Raw genomic sequence first — 16,502 nt, forward strand, 5'->3', positions numbered from 1 at the left:
GCCGTAGACCGCGCTCCGGCCCTGCGGTCGCCGGTAGCCCGCAGCCCCGCTGCGAAGACTGCCCCGGCAGCCGACGCCCGCGCCTGCGCCGCTCTCGACTACCAGAACGCCCAGCTGTCCGCCCAGATCGTCGACCTGGAAGAAAAGGTCAAGCTCCTGCAAGCCGCCATCGGTGCGCAGGCCGCTCCGGCGCCGAAGCCGCTCCAGCTGCATCCCGCGGCCAAGCGTGCCTCCGCCAAGCCCGGCGCCAAGACCGCCAAGGACGCCGCCGCAGCCGCACCGAAAACCAACTGGCTGCTCTATGGCGGCATCGCCGGCGCGCTGGCGGGCATCGGTGGCGCCACCGCCGTCATCCTCCGCAAGCGCAAGGGCAAAGCCAAGCCGAAAGCCGCCGCCAAAGGGCAGGGCGGACTCGCCGCTCTGCTCGCCAAACTCAAACGCAACAAGGCCGCCCCGCCCACGTCCGAGCCCGCGATGGAGCCCTCCATGGAAGCAGACACTGTTGAAACTTGATTAAACAACACGTTTCTCCAAACTCGGTTATACTGGGTTCCATCAGTCGCAAGACTGGCAAAACACTGGGGCAGCGACTGCCGCAGCCACCACCGATAGTGTGGCGCGACACGCAGTGAACGTTGATGAAACGCCTGTCCCGGAAGCTGTCCTGAGCCTGCTGTGTGCAAGGGGCGCCGGATGCAACCGGCAAGAGGCGAGGCCAGGAGATACCTGGTGCTCGTCCTCCACGAATTTCTCAGAAAAGCGCCCTTGTGGCGCTTTTTTCATTGGGCGCTCGCCCCGGCGCCCGTCCGCGCGCCGCCGGCGGTGGCGCCTTGAGCAGCCAACAAAAAAAGCGCCCGCAGGCGCTTTCGACTTGAGAAGGAGCCGGTCAGGCTGTCACTGGTACCGGCGATTCCGCCGCCGGCCGCATGATGCGATCCAGCTGCGCCTGCCACGGCTCGGTGACTTCGCGCACCGCCCGGTCATTGGCCATGATCTGCTTGACCAGCGCCACCTTGCGCGCCCGCAGCTCGCCGGTGAGGGCCGGCACGCCGGATTGCATGGCCCGCGACTGCTCGGCACAGGCGTCTTCCAGGCGCGATAGCGAATCCCAGTCGCCCGCGCGGGCGGCCACGGCCATCTGGGCGGTCAGCCCGGCCAGCGTTTCGTACATCGCAAGGACGTCGTGGGAGGTCATGTTGGTCACCTGAAAATGCGGGCGGAGTGCCCCGTCTCTGGCGATTACGGCCGCCGTTGAGAAAACTTGAGGGCTCCGAACCGATTTTTCATCAATTCCATGCAAAATTTGGTTCCGATGTCATCCATGCAAATATTCGTTGCACGAAGGCGTAAATATGCGCAGCTCATCATGCCCACGCCGTGTACATCCGTATATCATTCCGTTGCCCGCCCATTCCCGTCTGTTCCCGGTTTTTTGCAATCTGGCGCCGGAAATTGCATTTCGTCGCACGGAGCGGATTTTTGCGGGACCGGCCAGTAGAGTGCAGCCTTGCGATATTGCGCGCCCGCGCGCCGCAAAAAAACACCAATAACCGACGAGAGAGACCAGATGAGCTACCGCCTCGCCACCGCCGCCGCACTCCTGTGCGCCGCGGCCGCCCACGCCGAAGAACCGTTCTCCTTTGCCGCCACGCCCGGCAAGTTGCCGAAGGATGTGGTCCCCGTCCAGTACGCCGCGCACCTGGTGCCGGACGTCGCCGCCCGCACCTTCCTCGGCTCCGAGACGGTCGAAATCGACGTGCTCCAGCCCACCAGCAAGATCATGCTCAACGCGGCCAACATCGTGATCGATGCGGCCAGCCTGTCCGGCAAGGGCTTGCCCGAGCTGAAGCTCACTTCGGTACTGGACAAGGCCCAGGAGACCCTGACCTTCACCCTCCCGCACCCGATCCCGGCGGGCCGCTACAACCTGGCCCTCAAGTTCCACGGCGAGATCAACCGCGAAGCGCGCGGCCTGTTCTACATGAACTACAAGAACCCGAACGGCGCCGCCAAGACCATGATCGCCTCCACCATGGAGCCGAGCGACGCCCGCCGCATGCTGCCTCTGTGGGATGAACCGGCCTTCCGCGCCCGTTTCAAGCTGACCGTGGACGTGCCGCAGAACTTCAAGGCCTACTCCAATACCCCGGTCGAAAAACAGGAAAAAATCGACGGCAACCTGCAGCGCGTGTCGTTCGCCGTCACGCCCAAGATGCCGAGCTACCTGGTGGTGCTGGTCGCCGGTGAACTGGAGCGCAAGAGCGCCAAGGAAGCAGGCGTCGATATCGGTGTGGTGACCACCGAAGGCAAGCTCAATACCGCCGACCAGGCCCTCACCGCAACCAAGGACCTGCTGCGCTACTACAACGGCTACTTCGGCGTGCCGTACCCGCTCGCCAAGCTGGACCAGATTGCGATCCCGGGCGGGTTCAATGGCGCGATGGAGAACTGGGGCGGCATCGTGTACAACGAGGCGGCCCTGCTGGTGGACCCCAAGAAGAGTCCCGAATCCAGCCGCAAGCTCACCTACTCGGTCACGGCCCACGAAACCGCGCACCAGTGGTTCGGCAACCTGGTGACCATGGCCTGGTGGGACAACCTGTGGCTCAATGAAGGCTTCGCGTCCTGGATGGCGACCAAGGCCACCAACTACTTCCATCCCGAATGGCGCCCCTACCTCGATGCGCAGGTGGAGCGCGAAGGGGTCATGAACTCGGACGCGCGCAAGACCACCCACCCGATCCAGACCCCGATCGCCAACGAAGAACAGGCCGCGAGCGCATTTGACGGCATCACGTACGGCAAGGGCGAAGCCTTCCTGCGCATGCTGGAGCAGTACCTCGGCGAAGACGCCTTCCGGCGCGGCATCCGCGCCTACATGGCCAAGCACCAGTACTCCAACACCACCACCGCCGACCTGTGGGCCGCGCTGGAAAAGGCGTCCGGCAAGCCGGTCGCCAAGCTGGCCTCCGACTGGACCACGCAGCCCGGCTTCCCGGTGGTGAAAGTGGAGCAGAGCTGCGCCGATGGCAAGCGCACCGTCAAGCTGTCGCAGGAAGTGTTCCGCCTCGACGAGCCGGTCGCCCAGCAGCGCACCTGGCACGTGCCGGTGCAGGTGGGTGTCGTCAACGGCAAGGCCAATTACACGCTGCTGTCCGGGCCCACGACCACCGTGACCCAGGCGGGCTGCGACCAGGCGCTCGTCATTGACCCGTACAGCGTCGGCTACTTCCGCGTGCAGTACGACCAGGCCAGCTTCGACGCGCTGGCCGCGCAGGCCCCCAAGCTGGCCGACGCCACCCGCCTCAAGCTCCTCACCGACGCCTGGGCCATGGTGCAGGCCAACCGCCTGCCGCTGGCGAACTACCTGAAGCTCGCGGAGCGCTACACGGACGAACCGCGCGAACAAATCTGGGACTCGATCCTCAACAACCTGTTCGTGCTGGACCGCCTGGCGCAGGGCGAACCGGAGCGCCCGCTGATCCGCCAGTACATCATCAATCTCGCCAAGCCGCGCTTCCAGCAGCTGGGCTGGGACGAGAAGGCCGGCGAAAACGCCGAGCGCAAGGCCCTGCGCGCGCTGCTGATCGACGCGCTGGCCTGGGCCGGCGACGAAGCCACCATCAAGGAAGGCCAGGCCCGTTTCGCGCGCTACGTGCAGGACCCGTCCACCGTGCCGGTGGCGCAGCTGGACGTGATCATGTCGATCGCCGGCCGCTATGCGGACGCGCACACCTACGACCAGCTCGCGCAGCTCGCGGCCAAGACCACCAGCAACGAAGAGCGCAACCGCTTCGGCCGCGCGCTGACCATGGCGCAGGATCCGGCGCTGGCCGAGCGCAGCCTGCAGCTGGCGCTGAACAAGGATCTGCCGCCGCAGATCACGACCGTGATCCTGCCGTCCGTGGCCGCCAACGACCACATCGACCAGGCCTGGAAATTCGCCACCGCGCACAAGGATGAACTGCTGAAGTCCCAGGATGCGATTGGCCGCAACCGCACCTTCCCGGCCATTGTTGGCCGCTCGTCAAACACCGCCCATGCGGATATGCTGGTGGACTACGCGAAGCAGAACCTGTCGCCGGAAGGCCAGGTCGAAGCCGAGCGCACCGCCAATGCGATCCGCGTGCGCGCCGCGCAAAAGGCCCGCCTGCTGCCGCAGGTGCGTACCGCGCTGGCGAAATAAGGCACAGAACCAACCCTGATCCAACTCACCCACCACAACCACCATAAAGGGGACAATGTGAAATCACCGATGAAATCGATCCTGTGCGTGGCCGTCTGCAGCGCGCTCCTGAGCCTTGGCGCCCAGGCCCAGACCGCACCGGCGGCGGCACCGGCACCGGCGCAGCAGAACGCCACCGTGCTGCCGGGCGACGACTTCTACACCTACGTCAACGGCGCCTGGATGAACGCCACTGAGATCCCGGCCGACAAGAGCGCCTGGGGCGCGGGCGGCCAGCTGGCCGAAGACACCAACCAGCGCATCGTCAAGATGATCGAAGGCCTGGCTGCGGACAAGAAGGCCAAGGGCGAAGCGCGCCAGGTCGGCGACTACTACGCCGCCTACATGGACGAAGCGGGCATCGAAGCCAAAGGCCTGGCGCCTATGAAGCCGATGCTGGCGCAGATCGACGCGATCAAGGACAAGGCCGCGCTGACCAAGATGCTCGGCGCCTCGCTGCGCACCGATGTGGATGCGCTCAACTCCACCAACTTCTACACCGAGAACCTGTTCGGCCTGTGGGTGGTGCAGGGCCTGACCGACCCGGATCACTACACCCCGTACATGCTGCAGGGCGGCCTGGGCCTGCCGGACCGCGCCTACTACGTCGACAGCAGCAAGCGCATGGCCGACCTGCGCACCGGCTACCAGCAGTACATGGCCAATATGTTCAAGCTGGCCGGCTACAGCGATCCCGAAGCGCGCGCCAAGCGCGTGATGGACCTGGAGACCAAGATCGCCAACGTCCACGCCACGCGCGAGGAATCGGTGGATGTCCTGAAGGCCAACAACCAGTGGACCCTGGCCGACTTCAAGAAGAACGCGCCGGGCCTGGATTGGGACGCGCTGTTCAAGGCCGCCAAGCTGGGTGGCCAGAAGAAGTTCATCGTCTGGCACCCGGGCGCCGCCAAAGGCGAGGCCGCACTGGTCGCCTCCGAAGACCTGCAGGCGTGGAAGGACTGGCTGGTGTTCCACCGCCTGAACCACTACGCGGGCGTGCTGCCGAAGGCCTTCGTCGATGCGCGCTTCGAATTCATGGGCAAGGCGCTGTCGGGCACTCCGCAGCAGTCGGTGCGCTGGAAGCGCGGCCTGTCCGCCGTCAACGGCGCGATGGATGAAGCAGTCGGCCACCTGTATGTGGACCGCTACTTCCCGGCCGAGAGCAAGGCGCGCATCCAGGAGATGGTCAAGAACATCGTGGCCGCCTTCGACGCACGGATCGACAAGCTGGATTGGATGAATCCTGCGACCAAGGCCGAGGCCAAGCGCAAGCTGAAGGTGCTGTACGTGGGCGTGGGCTACCCGGACAAGTGGAAGTCGTACGCAGGCCTGAAGGTCTCGCCGACCGACGCTTTCGGCAACGCCGTGCGGGCGGAGGAATACGCGACCGCGCAGGAACTGGCGAAGCTGGGCAAGAAGGTCGACCGCACCGAGTGGTCGATGCCGCCGCAGCTGGTCAACGCGGTCAACATGCCGATGCAGAATGCGCTGAACTTCCCGGCCGCGATCCTGCAGCCACCGTACTTCGATCCGAAGGCGTCGGACGCGGTGAACTACGGCGCGATCGGCTCGATCATCGGCCATGAGATCAGCCACTCGTTCGACGACCAGGGCGCGCAGTTCGACTCCCAGGGCCGCCTGCGCGACTGGTGGACCAAGGAAGACGGTGAGCACTTCCGCAAGGCTTCGCAGGCCCTGGCGGCGCAGTACTCCGCCTACAAGCCGTTCGACGACCTGGCCCTCAACGGCCAGCTGACCCTGTCCGAGAACCTGGCCGACCTGGCCGGCCTGGCGGCGGCCTACGACGCGCTGCACACCTCGCTGCACGGCAAGGCGGCGTCGCCGGAACTGGACCGTGAGTTCTTCTCGGGCTTTGCGATGGGCTGGCGCACCAAGATGCGCGAAGCCACGCTGCGCCGCGCCGTGCTGACTGACGGCCACGCACCGGCCCAGTGGCGCACCTACACGGTCCGCAACCTGGACCCGTGGTACAACGCGTTCAACGTGCAGCCGGGGCAGAAGCTGTACCTGGCGCCGGAGCAGCGCGTGCGCGTCTGGTAATCTTTCGCTGACGTAACGAACGGCGGCCTACGGGCCGCCGTTTTCTTTTTGGTTATCTACCGAACAGAAACTTTGTCACCAGCCGCGTACAGTGGACCCATCGCGCGTATGACCGCGCAATCACTGGAGAGGTAACCATGAACTCGAATCAAATCAAAGGCAAGGCCAAAGACATCGGCGGCAAAGTGCAGGAGGAATTCGGCGAGGCTATCGGCTCGAGCGAGCAGCAGGCCAAGGGCCTGGCCAAGCAGGTGGAAGGCAAGACCCAGAAGAAGCTGGGCGATGTCGAGGACAAGCTGGACGACAAGGTCGACAACGTCAACCGCGGCAACCGCCAGTAACGTTGTTCTTTGTAGTATCGAAACCCCGCCTCGGCGGGGTTTTGTTTTTTCTGGGCCGGGAACTGCAAGTTGCCCGTGCTGTCTTATTGAGGTGGGAGGGCGACATCATGAACGCTTCATTGTCATACGAACGCGACTACAACGACTGGTTGCTGGAACAGGCACGCTTGCTCAGAAAGGGTCGTATGAGCGAGGTGGACGGGGCCACGATTGCCGAGGAGATCGAGGATATGGTGACTGAGTCGGAGGCTGCGCTGACATCGTACATCCGCTTGGTGCTTGTGCACCTTTGCAAGCTGGCGTACATGAAAAATCGCCAGCCTGTGCGGCACTGGCGCCGCGAGATCCGGCTTTTTCGTAACCAAATCGAGGACCGTATCCTCGACCGCTACAGCAATCCGAGCAAGCTCGAATCGCTGCATGCACGGGCGTGGCGCGGCGCGCGCCGTGAGCTGGAAGACGTCCTCGATGACGCGGATTGGCGCGCCTTGCCGAAGACCTCGCCTTTCACTTTGGACCAGGTCCGCGACCACACCTATTTCCCCTGACGCGGGAGGACATCGCTTTGCTGTAGCTGCGCCATTAAGCGGCGCTGTTGCGCGAAGGACGATAATGATGACTACTTCGGGTGACGAACGCCGTCAGTCGACTGCGGCGAGCTTCATCAGAAGCAGGCCGCAGATGATGAGAAGGGCGGCACAGAAGCGCATCACGTTCAGCTGTTCGCCCAGCATCACCACGCCGACCACGAATGCGCCGACGGCACCGATGCCGGTCCACACCGTGTAGGCCGTGCCGAGCGAGATGCTGCGCATGGCATAGGACAGCAAGCCAAAACTCGCCACCATCATCACCACCGTCACCAATGACGGCAGCAGACGCGAAAACCCCTGCGACTGCTTCATCGCATACGCCCACACCACTTCGAAAAGTCCAGCGACCACCAACGCAATCCAGGCCATGACGGCTCTCCTGAGAAAGAGCCGGGCCGTCCCGGAATTGGTTCCCACAGAGGGGGAGGTCGTCCTCCAAAAGAAAAAAGCCCTGCGAGCCGTTGCAGCTCACAGGGCCATTTTACCTGAGCCGGAATTACTTGGATTTGGCCTTGGCAACCGCCTTGGGCGCAGCCGCCTTGGTATCGCGCTCCATGACGTTTTTCTTGAAGAACGCATCGATCAAGCCGTACACATGCCGCTGGTCCGCACGCGCCGAGATGCCGTGCTTCTGGCCCGGATAGGTCATCAGCTCGAACTGCGTGCCCTGCTTGACCAGCTTGTCGATCAGCTGCGTGGTGTTCGTGAACAGCACGTTATCGTCCGCCATGCCGTGCACCAGCAGCAGGTTGGCCTTCAGGCCTTTCAGGTCCGGCCACACGCTCGCCTTCGCATACGCCTCCGGCATCTGCTTCGGCGTGCCGCCCATGAACTGCTCGGTGTAGTGCGTGTCGTATAGCGCCCAATCGGTCACCGGCGCCACCGACACACCCGCCGCGATCTTGTCCGAGCCCACCGACAGCTCGCGGATGGTCATGAAACCGCCATAGCTCCAGCCAAAGATACCGATGCGCTTCGGATCGACGAAGGACTGCTTGCCCAGCCAGTCGATGCCGGTCAGCTGGTCTTCAACCTCCACCTTGCCCAGCTGCCCGTACAGCGCATCCTCGAACATGCGCTCGCGGCGATACGACCCGCGGTTATCGATGCGGAAAACCACATAGCCCTGCTGCGCCATGTACTGGTGGAACAGCGAACCCCATTTGTTCGACACGAACTGGCTGTGCGGACCGCCGTAGTGGTTGACGAACACCGGATACTTCTTCTTCGGATTGAACCCGGCCGGCTTGATGATCGAGTAGTACAGCGTCTGCCCGTCTTTGGCCTTGATGGTTCCGAACTCCGTCTTCAGGTGGTCCGGCTTGTACTTGAAGTAAGGGTGCTGCGCGTTGATCTCGTTCTTCTCCAGCCACGCCACCATGGTGCCGTCGGCCTGGTAGATCGCGGATTGCGGCGGCGTCTCCGAGTTCGAGAAGCTGTCCACGAAAATGGTACCGCTCTGCGCGAAGCTGGTATCGTGCCAGCCCGCGGCCTTGGTCACGCGCGCCGGCTTGTCGGCGGTCGAGCCATCGAGCTTCAGCGCGTAGGTCTGCTTCTCCACGATGCTGTCGCGGTTCGAGCCCACGTACACCAGGCCCGACTTCTCGTCGACCGCTTCGACGCCGTCGATGCCCCAGTTCCCGCTGGAGATCGGGTTGAGCAGCTTGCCGTCCAGGTCATACAGGTACAGGTGCTTCCAGCCGCTGCGCTCCGAGGCCCAGATGAAAGCCGGGCGGTCCTTCAGGAAGCGGATGTCGTTGTTCAGCTGGACCCAGGTCTTGGAGGTCTCGGACAGCAGGATCTTCTGCGCCAGCGTCTGCGCGTCGACCGCCACCAGGTCCAGGCGCTTCTGGTCGCGCGCCTCGATCTGATACACCAGACGCGATGCATCGTGGCTCCAGTCGGCGCGCACCAGGTACACGTCCTTGTTCGGGCCCAAGTCAACCTTGCGGGTTGCGCCGGTGGCCGGATTCACGATCAGCAGGTCGACCAGCACGTTCGGGTCGCCCGCGGCCGGGTAGCGCTGCTCGGTCACGTCGGTGCGGTCGGCAAAGATCTCGAAGCGCTTCACCACCGGCACCGGCGCCTCGTCATAGCGCTTGTAGGCGATGGCCGAATCGTCCGGTGCCCAGTAGTAGCCGCTGCGCTGGTCCATCTCTTCCTGCGCCACGAATTCCGCTTCCGCGTTGTGGATGGTGCCTGCGCCATCGGTGGTGAGCTGCTTTTCCTGGCCGGTGGTCAGGTCGATGACGTACAGGTTCTGCTTGCGCACGAAGGACACGTAGCGGCCCTTCGGTGAGATCTTCGGATCGATGACCGCGCCCGAAGCCACCTTGCGCGGCTGGTCCGGCTTGGCCACGTCGATGAGGAACAGGTCACCGGCGATCGGCACCAGCAGCTGCTTGCCGTCCGGGGACCAGGAGTAGGAGAGAATGCCCGACAGGCTCGCGGTGCGATTGCGCTCGCGGATCGCCTTCTCTTCGGCCGACAGCGTCTCGTTCGGGACCAGCACCTTGGAATCGACTAGGCGGCGCACCGACTTGTCGTGCATGTTGTATTCCCACAGGTCGAGCTGGAACTGGTTGTCCGGGCGGCCGCGCAGGAAGGTGACGCGTGCGCCGTCCGGCGACACTTTGAGGGCTCGCACGCCCGGGCCGGACAGCGCCGGGTCGGCGTGGATGCGGTCCAGGGTCAGGCGTTCCGCGGATGCGGGAACGCAGGACAGTGCGGCTAGCAGGGCGAGGATAAGGCGCATGATCTCTCTCGGTATGTCTCGATTTTGGGAATGGATGGGGAACCGTTTCGGCCCCGCGAGACAATACCAGAGTCGTGCGCCCTCCGCAGTAAATATGCATGGGGAAGGTTATGCGGCCGCGTGCTCCGCGACCCGCCGGTTGGCCAGCCGTGCCAGCACCCAGGTCAGCAGCACCGCCGCGATGGTCAGCCCGCCCGTGAGGCCAACCCAGAAGCCCTGCGCCTGCCACGGCTGCGCCGGATGCCACGGGAACCACTGCGGCGCCAGGCCGAGGATGCAGCCGGCCGGCAGCGAAAAGCCCCAGAACGCGATCAGCTGGATCAGCATCGGCTCGCGCGTGACTTTGTAACCGCGTATTGCGGAGGACGCGGCCACCTGCGTGGCGTCGGAGAGCTGGAATACCGCCGCAAACAGCAGTAGCGTCACGCACAGTTCCTGCACCGCGAGGTCCGAGGTATAGGCGCGCGCGATCTGCCAGCGGAAGATGGCGATGCCGATCGCTGACAGCAGCCCGAAGCCGAGCGACATGCCCACGCCCACCCAGGACGCAAAGCGTGCGCGATGCGGATCGCCTTCTCCGAGCGCCTGGCCCACGCGCGTGATCATGCCGATCCCGAAGGTCATCGGCACCATGAACACCAGCGAAGCGAAGTTCAGCGCAATCTGGTGCGCCGATACCGGCACCACCCCAAAGCGCGCGACGAGCAAGCTCACGGCACCGAAGGCGCTGACCTCCGCGAAGTAGGTGATCCCGATCGGCACCCCAAGCCGGAGCATGGACATGATCTCCGGCCAGTGCGGCCATTCCCAGTGCGTGAACGGGTAGGTCTGGCGATAGGCGCGGCCGATGCGGATCCACACCAGCATCGCGATCAGCATCAGCCACATGCCGCTGGCCGTGGACACTGCGCAGCCCACCGCGCCCAGCGCCGGCATGCCCCAGTTCCCGAAGACCAGCAGCCAGTTCATGAAGACGTTGTACAGCAGGCCGCCGATGGCGATCACCATCACCGGGACGGTCTGGTTGATGGAGGCCGTGTAGCCATACAGCGCACGGTAGGCCGCAAAGGCGGGCATGCCGATGCTGACGATGTGCACAAACCACGAGGCCTTCTCGTGCACCACGGGTTCGAGCTGCAGGTAGTCGAACACCAGCACGGCCAGGTTGGTGAGCAAGCACGCGGCCAGGCCCACGAGCAGCGCCTTCCACAGCGCCTGGCGCACCACGTGCGGCACGCGTGCGAAGTTGAGGGCGCCGACTTCGTGCGCCACCACGGTGTTAATCGCCATCATGGTGCCGATCACCGTCACCAGGATGATCGACCACACCGATGCGCCCAGCGACACCGACGCCAGCTCCACCGCGCTCACGTGGCCGGTCATCGCGACGTCTGCCACGCCCATTCCGACGGTGGCGATCTGCCCGACCAGCATGGGCCAGGCCAGCTTCCAGAGGGCGCGGACTTCGTGGGAGATGGAGTAGTGGTGGGTGCTCATGTATGTCGTGTATGCATATTGTCGTGACGGCAGAAGGTCGATTTTATCTGCTGCCGAAGGATTTTGTTACACATCTCAAGGGTGGCCCTATGGCGTGGGCGCGGTGAAATCCGCACAATACGAACCAGGGATCGTCCGGCGCCGCGCCGGCCCGTTCAAGACAAGGAACCGATATGCTTTCCCGCTTCACACGCACCGCATTGCTGGCCGCCGCGGCATGGCTCGCAGGATCCGCCGCCGCGCAGGCCGGCGAACTGACTCTGTTCTCGAACGAGAACTTCAACGGCCGCGAGGTCACGCTGCGCGACGTCACGCCCGATCTCGTGGACCTCGGCTTCAATGACCGCGCCTCCAGCATGATCGTGCGCTCGGGGCGCTGGGAGATCTGTGTCGATTCCGAATTCCGCGGCAACTGCGCCGTGTATGAGCGCGGCGAGTACCGCAATCTCGCCCGCTTCAACGACCGCATCTCGTCCGCGCGCGAAGTGGGCACGGGCCGCAACCGCAGCAGCTGGCGCCATTACGGCGAGCGCCGCGGCCTCCTCGAACTGTTCACCGAGCGCGGGAACAATGGCAACTCCACCCGCGTGGTCCGCGACACCAATGACTTCGTGCAGATCGGCTTCAACGACCGTGCCCAGAGCGTGGTGGTGGAAGAGGGCACCTGGCAGCTGTGCGATGACTCGGACTACCGCGGCCGGTGCCGCGTCTTTACGCCGGGCCGCTATCCGGACCTGGGCGAGCTGACGGGCCGCGTGTCCTCGGCACGCCGCGTCAACGACGAAGAGATGCGCAACCCGCCGCCGCGCATCGACCCGGCCACGCCGGTGGTGCTGTTCACCGACGAGGGCCTGCGCGGCCGCTCGGTGGCGCTGCGCAGCGATACGCCGGACCTGGTGGCGATGGGCTTCAACGATGCCGCGGCTTCGGTGATGATCCAGTCGGGCACCTGGGAGTTCTGCGTCGACAGCTTCTTCCGCGGCGGTTGCCGCGTGCTCGGGCCGGGCCAGTACCGCACGCTGGAAGGCATGCTCTCGCGCTCCATCTCCTCGGTGCGCATGGTGGCGCCGGCCGGTGGACCGGGGCGGCCCGAGGGCGACATTGAACTGTTCTCCGGCCAGGACTTCGGCGGCGCGCGCCTGCCGCTGCGGCGCGATGTACGCACGCTGAACGACTATGACTTCAACGACCGCGCCGGGTCCATCATCGTCCATTACGGCCAGTGGCAGTTCTGCATGCACGCCGACTTCGGTGGGCAGTGCGTGATCTACGGGCCGGGGCGGTATGGACGGCTGGGGTCCATGAGTTACCAGATCTCGTCGATCCGGCGCTTCCAGTAAGTTTCCCCGCCGCTGCGCGGCTGGGGTAGGATGGCGGCATGGAGACCCAGGCCGCCTTCAACCCCCTCATCAAACCCTTCCTCGTGGTGCAGATCGGGTTTGTCATGTGCTGCACCATCGTCGGCATCCCCCTGGCGATCATCTGGTTCCTCGGCGTGGGCCGCTGGTGGGCGCAGCACTACTTCGACAAGCTGGAATGCCGCCTCACCGACCGCGCGCTGCGCTACAAGAAGGGCATCCTGGTGCAGGTCGAGAAGACCATCCCGCTGGAGAATATCCAGGACGTGACCTTTGTGGAAGGGCCGATCCTGCGCTACTTCCAGCTCTCCACGCTGAAGTTCGAGACCGCCGGGCATAGCGCGGGGCAGGCCAGCGACATGCACCTCACCGGCATCATGGACGCGCACGAATTCCGCAACCGCATTCTCGCCGCCCGCGACGCCCTCAAGCACCCACCCGCCAGGGACGCCGCCACCGACCCGCACCTGGCCGCGCTGGAGGCCATCCAGGTCAAGCTTTCCGAAATCGCCGACCTGCTGCGCGCCGAACGGTCCGCCCGGTAGAGTTCAATTGGAGTAGCATGGACGTGTGACCTCAGACGGAGGGCAGCACGTGGAATTCAAGGACTACTACGCGGCGCTGGGCGTCGCCAAGACGGCGTCGGCGGACGAGATCAAGAAGGCGTACCGCAAGCTGGTGCGCAAGTACCATCCGGACGTCTCCAAGGAGCCGGACGCGGACCAGAAGACCAAGGAACTCAACGAGGCCTACGACGTCCTCGGCGACGCGGAAAAGCGCGCCGCCTACGACGAACTGGGCGCGCGCGGCTACCAGCGCGGGCAGGACTTCCAGCCGCCGCCGGACTGGGGTTCGGACTTCGAGTTCTCGCACGGGTCGGACAGCGACTTCTTCGCCGACCTGTTCGCGCACCTGGGCAAGCGCTCCCGCGGCGGGGGCGCCTCCCACGCGGGCGCGGGCGCGAACGCGGGTGGCTTCCAGATGCGCGGCGAGGACATCCACGCTGCCATCTCTATCGACCTGCGCGACGCCTACCTGGGCGCCACCCGCACCATCAGCCTGCGCGTGCCCCGGCACGACGAGAACGGCCGCGTGGTCACGCAGGACAAGACCCTCAACATCACCATCCCGAAGGGCGTGACGCCTGGCCAGCAGCTGCGCCTTGCGGGCCAGGGCCACGTGGGCAGTGGCGGGCCCGGAGACCTGTACCTGGAGATCCAGTTCAACGAAGACCCGCGCTACCGCGTGGAAGGCCGTCACGTCTACGAGACCGTGCCGGTGGCGCCGTGGGAAGCGGCCCTGGGCGGCGAGGTCGAGGTGAGCACCCCGTCCGGCACCGTGAGCGTGAACGTGCCCGCGGCCTCCCAGACCGGCCGCAAGCTGCGCCTGCGCGGCCGCGGCATCCCCGGAGAGCCGCCGGGCGACCTGTATCTGCTGCTGGAAGTGGTGCTGCCGCCGGCGGCCACCGACCAGGCGCGCGACCTGTACCGCCAGATGGCGCGCGAGATGCCGTTCAACCCGCGCGCACATTGAAGGAGTAGGAACGATGGACCAAGTGAATGTGATCGCCGGTGTGCTGCTGGAGGACGCGGCCCTGACGCTGGAAGACTTCGCGCGCGCCTGCGCCGTGGAGCAGGAGTGGGTGGTGCGGCACGTGCAGGCCGGCCTGCTGGGTGGGGTGCATGAAGTGCAAGTGACCACCTGGCGCTTCACCAGCCCCGATCTGCGGCGCGCCCGCGACATCCTCGCCATCGAGCGCGATTTCGACGCCGGGGACGAACTGGCGGCGCTGGTGGTGGACCTGACCGATGAAGTCAGGCGGCTCAAATCCCGCCTGCGCGCGCTGGAGCGGCACGGGCATTGATCCTTCATTCCATCACCCGATGGAACAAAAACTCATTCCCTTAGCGGAAGGTAAGGTACGCCGCGCTTGCGCCTGACTCCCTACAATCGTTCGCATGACATCACCGCGAACAAGGAGAGCATATGCAAGCACAATCCCAAGCATTGCGCGGCAAGAAGGTGGCCGTGCTGATGACCGACGGCGTGGAACAGGTGGAGTACCTGGGTCCGCGCCAGTTCCTGGAGGAGCAGGGCGCGCAGGTCGAGCTGCTGTCGCCCAAGGCGCAGGGCGAGGAGATCCAGGGCTTCAACCATCTGGACCCGGGCGACAAGTTCAAGGTCGAACGCAACGTGCGCGATGCGCGACCCGGTGACTACGATGCGCTGGTGCTGCCGGGCGGCGTCGCCAACCCGGACCAGCTGCGCCTCTCGTCCGATGCCATCAACTTCATCCGTGAATTCGGGCAGGAGGACAAGCCGATTGCCGCCATCTGCCACGGCCCGTGGACGCTGATCGATGCGGATCTGGTGAAAGCCAAACACGTGACCAGCTGGCCGACCCTGAAGACTGACCTGCTGAACGCGGGCGCGGAGTGGACCGATGAGCAGGTGGTGGTGGACGGCAAGCTCGTCACGAGCCGCAAGCCGGACGACATCCCGGCCTTCAATCAGGCCTTGCTGAAGGAACTGGCGATCGACCCGCAGCGGGCCGACACCGGGACGTCGTCCTGACGGCGCTGGCGGAAGGCAGGTGAGCCCGGCCGCGCGCACGCGTGCGGCCGAGCGCACATCAACTGTTAGACCGTGGCCAGGACGTGGGTCGTGAACGCGGTCGCGGCAATGGCCGCGAGGCACAGCAGCGCGTGCAGCAGCACGGCGCGGCGCGAGAAACTGGAAGTCGGGATCGTGGACATGGCGGAATCCTCGCAACGGGCAAAAGGGACCGTCGATCGGTAGACGCAATGTTATCGATGTCAGTCCGCCATGTCTGTCGGGCGTGTGTCCCGCATTTGTCTCAATTTGTAGCGGGGGCCCGACTGCGGACCGGCGGGCTGCGCAGCCGCGCCCGTTGCTTGAGCGGCGCCCACCGCGGGGCCGCCGGCCCCGGCTACGGCGGACTCATCATCGCCCTGGGCAGGCCTGCTGTGTGAGGTGCGCGCCCATCTGCAAGGCCGCGGTGAAGTCGGCCTCCGGCAGCTCCTCGCCGAAGCGGCTCTTCAGCTGCTCGATGCTGAGGCTGCGGTTGCGCGCCGCCGCCGACGCCATGCTGTAGGCCATCGTCATGCGCCCATCGTGCGGCACCATCAGCCCCGCGTCGTACACATTGGCGAGCAGGCTGAGAGCGAAGTGATCGCACCCATCCCCGGCCTGCTGCAGGTAGCGCAGCGCCGCCGCCTTCCAGTTCTGGACCTGCGGATCATCCGTATTCGCCGCCCAGTCGATCGGCTTGCCGCCCGGACCTTCCATGAAATAGTCGATCTGCGCGTCCCGGTTGCCGCTGTCGGCGGCCTTGGCGAGAAAGGCCATGCGCTCCTGCATCTGGACGGCGGACACGCTGCCGCATAGCGCGCGCATCTGGCCGCGCTGCTGCTCAACGATCCTGCGGTCGTTATCGTCCGCGAACTCGGGCAGCGGCTCGTCGATGGCCGCGCATAGGGATTCCGCCTGGTAGACCTCGTAGGCCGCGCGCACGTCGCCGGTGCGGGCGCGGCCGATGCGGTCGGCGATGTACTGGGCGACCGTCTGGCCGTGCAGGTCGAGCGGCCTGCCATTGCGGCCGTACACGGCCGCTTCGGTCGCGGTATCCGGCAGGCCGGTGGACTGTGCGGC

General features: G+C 65.3%; 14 protein-coding genes and 1 pseudogene. 10 read left to right on the forward strand and 5 right to left on the reverse strand.

The window, feature by feature from the left end; translation table 11 throughout:
• A pseudogene (locus E4L96_RS23525) lies at positions 1–513 on the forward strand (hypothetical protein); the annotation flags it as partial.
• 373 nt (positions 514–886) lie between these two features.
• Here the strand turns inward: E4L96_RS23525 and E4L96_RS04700 are convergent.
• Positions 887–1,195: a flagellar protein FliT gene (locus tag E4L96_RS04700; protein WP_135206068.1), complete on the reverse strand. Its 309-nt coding sequence runs from the start codon at positions 1,193–1,195 to the stop codon at positions 887–889.
• A gap of 372 nt (positions 1,196–1,567) precedes the next feature.
• On the opposite strand from E4L96_RS04700, the gene E4L96_RS04705 reads away from it, so the two are divergent.
• From E4L96_RS04705 to E4L96_RS04720, 4 genes are all read left to right on the forward strand, one after another.
• Positions 1,568–4,186 (forward strand): M1 family metallopeptidase, encoded by a 2,619-nt coding sequence (locus E4L96_RS04705; protein WP_135206069.1) that lies wholly within the window; start codon positions 1,568–1,570, stop codon positions 4,184–4,186.
• A gap of 69 nt (positions 4,187–4,255) precedes the next feature.
• Positions 4,256–6,286 carry a M13 family metallopeptidase gene (locus tag E4L96_RS04710; protein WP_135206070.1) on the forward strand — a complete coding sequence of 677 codons (2,031 nt, stop codon included), beginning with the start codon at positions 4,256–4,258 and terminating at the stop codon, positions 6,284–6,286.
• Positions 6,287–6,423: 137 nt separating this feature from the next.
• Entirely contained in the window at positions 6,424–6,627 is a 204-nt protein-coding gene (locus tag E4L96_RS04715; protein ID WP_135206071.1) for a CsbD family protein, read from the forward strand.
• Positions 6,628–6,734: 107 nt separating this feature from the next.
• The gene (locus E4L96_RS04720; protein ID WP_135206072.1) at positions 6,735–7,175 is read left to right on the forward strand and encodes a DUF29 domain-containing protein; all 441 of its coding nucleotides are present in this window, start codon (positions 6,735–6,737) and stop codon (positions 7,173–7,175) included.
• A 93-nt stretch (positions 7,176–7,268) separates the two neighbouring features.
• On the opposite strand, the gene E4L96_RS04725 is transcribed toward E4L96_RS04720, so the two are convergent.
• The 3 genes from E4L96_RS04725 to E4L96_RS04735 all read right to left on the reverse strand — a co-directional run bounded on the left by E4L96_RS04725 (position 7,269) and on the right by E4L96_RS04735 (position 11,472).
• The gene (locus E4L96_RS04725) at positions 7,269–7,589 is read right to left on the reverse strand and encodes a DMT family transporter (protein ID WP_135206073.1); all 321 of its coding nucleotides are present in this window, start codon (positions 7,587–7,589) and stop codon (positions 7,269–7,271) included.
• Between the two features lie 127 nt (positions 7,590–7,716).
• Entirely contained in the window at positions 7,717–9,975 is a 2,259-nt protein-coding gene (locus E4L96_RS04730; RefSeq protein ID WP_135206074.1) for a S9 family peptidase, read from the reverse strand.
• 108 nt (positions 9,976–10,083) lie between these two features.
• The gene (locus E4L96_RS04735) at positions 10,084–11,472 is read right to left on the reverse strand and encodes an MATE family efflux transporter (protein ID WP_135206075.1); all 1,389 of its coding nucleotides are present in this window, start codon (positions 11,470–11,472) and stop codon (positions 10,084–10,086) included.
• A 173-nt stretch (positions 11,473–11,645) separates the two neighbouring features.
• On the opposite strand from E4L96_RS04735, the gene E4L96_RS04740 reads away from it, so the two are divergent.
• The 5 genes from E4L96_RS04740 to E4L96_RS04760 all read left to right on the forward strand — a co-directional run bounded on the left by E4L96_RS04740 (position 11,646) and on the right by E4L96_RS04760 (position 15,404).
• On the forward strand, positions 11,646–12,812 hold the full coding sequence (locus E4L96_RS04740) for a beta/gamma crystallin-related protein (protein ID WP_135206076.1): 1,167 nt from the start codon (positions 11,646–11,648) through the stop codon (positions 12,810–12,812).
• A 38-nt stretch (positions 12,813–12,850) separates the two neighbouring features.
• On the forward strand, positions 12,851–13,375 hold the full coding sequence (locus tag E4L96_RS04745; protein WP_135206077.1) for a PH domain-containing protein: 525 nt from the start codon (positions 12,851–12,853) through the stop codon (positions 13,373–13,375).
• Positions 13,376–13,424: 49 nt separating this feature from the next.
• Positions 13,425–14,363, forward strand: coding sequence for a DnaJ C-terminal domain-containing protein (locus E4L96_RS04750; RefSeq protein WP_135206080.1), 939 nt, complete (start codon positions 13,425–13,427; stop codon positions 14,361–14,363).
• A 13-nt stretch (positions 14,364–14,376) separates the two neighbouring features.
• The gene (locus E4L96_RS04755) at positions 14,377–14,694 is read left to right on the forward strand and encodes a chaperone modulator CbpM (protein ID WP_135206078.1); all 318 of its coding nucleotides are present in this window, start codon (positions 14,377–14,379) and stop codon (positions 14,692–14,694) included.
• Between the two features lie 122 nt (positions 14,695–14,816).
• Positions 14,817–15,404 (forward strand): type 1 glutamine amidotransferase domain-containing protein, encoded by a 588-nt coding sequence (locus tag E4L96_RS04760; protein ID WP_135206079.1) that lies wholly within the window; start codon positions 14,817–14,819, stop codon positions 15,402–15,404.
• Between the two features lie 390 nt (positions 15,405–15,794).
• Here E4L96_RS04760 and E4L96_RS23530 read toward each other — a convergent pair.
• Positions 15,795–16,502 (reverse strand): hypothetical protein (locus E4L96_RS23530; protein ID WP_167758599.1); only part of this gene is annotated, 708 nt, incomplete at its 5' end.

The sequence above is a fragment of the Zemynaea arenosa genome, from assembly GCF_004614185.1.
In the GTDB taxonomy this organism is placed as follows: Bacteria; Pseudomonadota; Gammaproteobacteria; order Burkholderiales; family Burkholderiaceae_D; genus Telluria; species Telluria arenosa.

What these genes read in the sequence shown, in the direction of transcription:
- E4L96_RS04730 (WP_135206074.1), bottom strand. Translation starts at nt 9,975, where the DNA reads ATGCGCCTTATCCTCGCCCTGCTAGCCGCACTGTCCTGCGTTCCCGCA.
- E4L96_RS04700 (WP_135206068.1), bottom strand. Translation starts at nt 1,195, where the DNA reads ATGACCTCCCACGACGTCCTTGCGATGTACGAAACGCTGGCCGGGCTG.
- E4L96_RS04710 (WP_135206070.1), top strand. Translation starts at nt 4,256, where the DNA reads ATGAAATCGATCCTGTGCGTGGCCGTCTGCAGCGCGCTCCTGAGCCTT.
- E4L96_RS04755 (WP_135206078.1), top strand. Translation starts at nt 14,377, where the DNA reads ATGGACCAAGTGAATGTGATCGCCGGTGTGCTGCTGGAGGACGCGGCC.
- E4L96_RS04715 (WP_135206071.1), top strand. Translation starts at nt 6,424, where the DNA reads ATGAACTCGAATCAAATCAAAGGCAAGGCCAAAGACATCGGCGGCAAA.
- E4L96_RS04705 (WP_135206069.1), top strand. Translation starts at nt 1,568, where the DNA reads ATGAGCTACCGCCTCGCCACCGCCGCCGCACTCCTGTGCGCCGCGGCC.
- E4L96_RS04725 (WP_135206073.1), bottom strand. Translation starts at nt 7,589, where the DNA reads ATGGCCTGGATTGCGTTGGTGGTCGCTGGACTTTTCGAAGTGGTGTGG.
- E4L96_RS04745 (WP_135206077.1), top strand. Translation starts at nt 12,851, where the DNA reads ATGGAGACCCAGGCCGCCTTCAACCCCCTCATCAAACCCTTCCTCGTG.
- E4L96_RS04760 (WP_135206079.1), top strand. Translation starts at nt 14,817, where the DNA reads ATGCAAGCACAATCCCAAGCATTGCGCGGCAAGAAGGTGGCCGTGCTG.
- E4L96_RS04740 (WP_135206076.1), top strand. Translation starts at nt 11,646, where the DNA reads ATGCTTTCCCGCTTCACACGCACCGCATTGCTGGCCGCCGCGGCATGG.
- E4L96_RS04735 (WP_135206075.1), bottom strand. Translation starts at nt 11,472, where the DNA reads ATGAGCACCCACCACTACTCCATCTCCCACGAAGTCCGCGCCCTCTGG.
- E4L96_RS04720 (WP_135206072.1), top strand. Translation starts at nt 6,735, where the DNA reads ATGAACGCTTCATTGTCATACGAACGCGACTACAACGACTGGTTGCTG.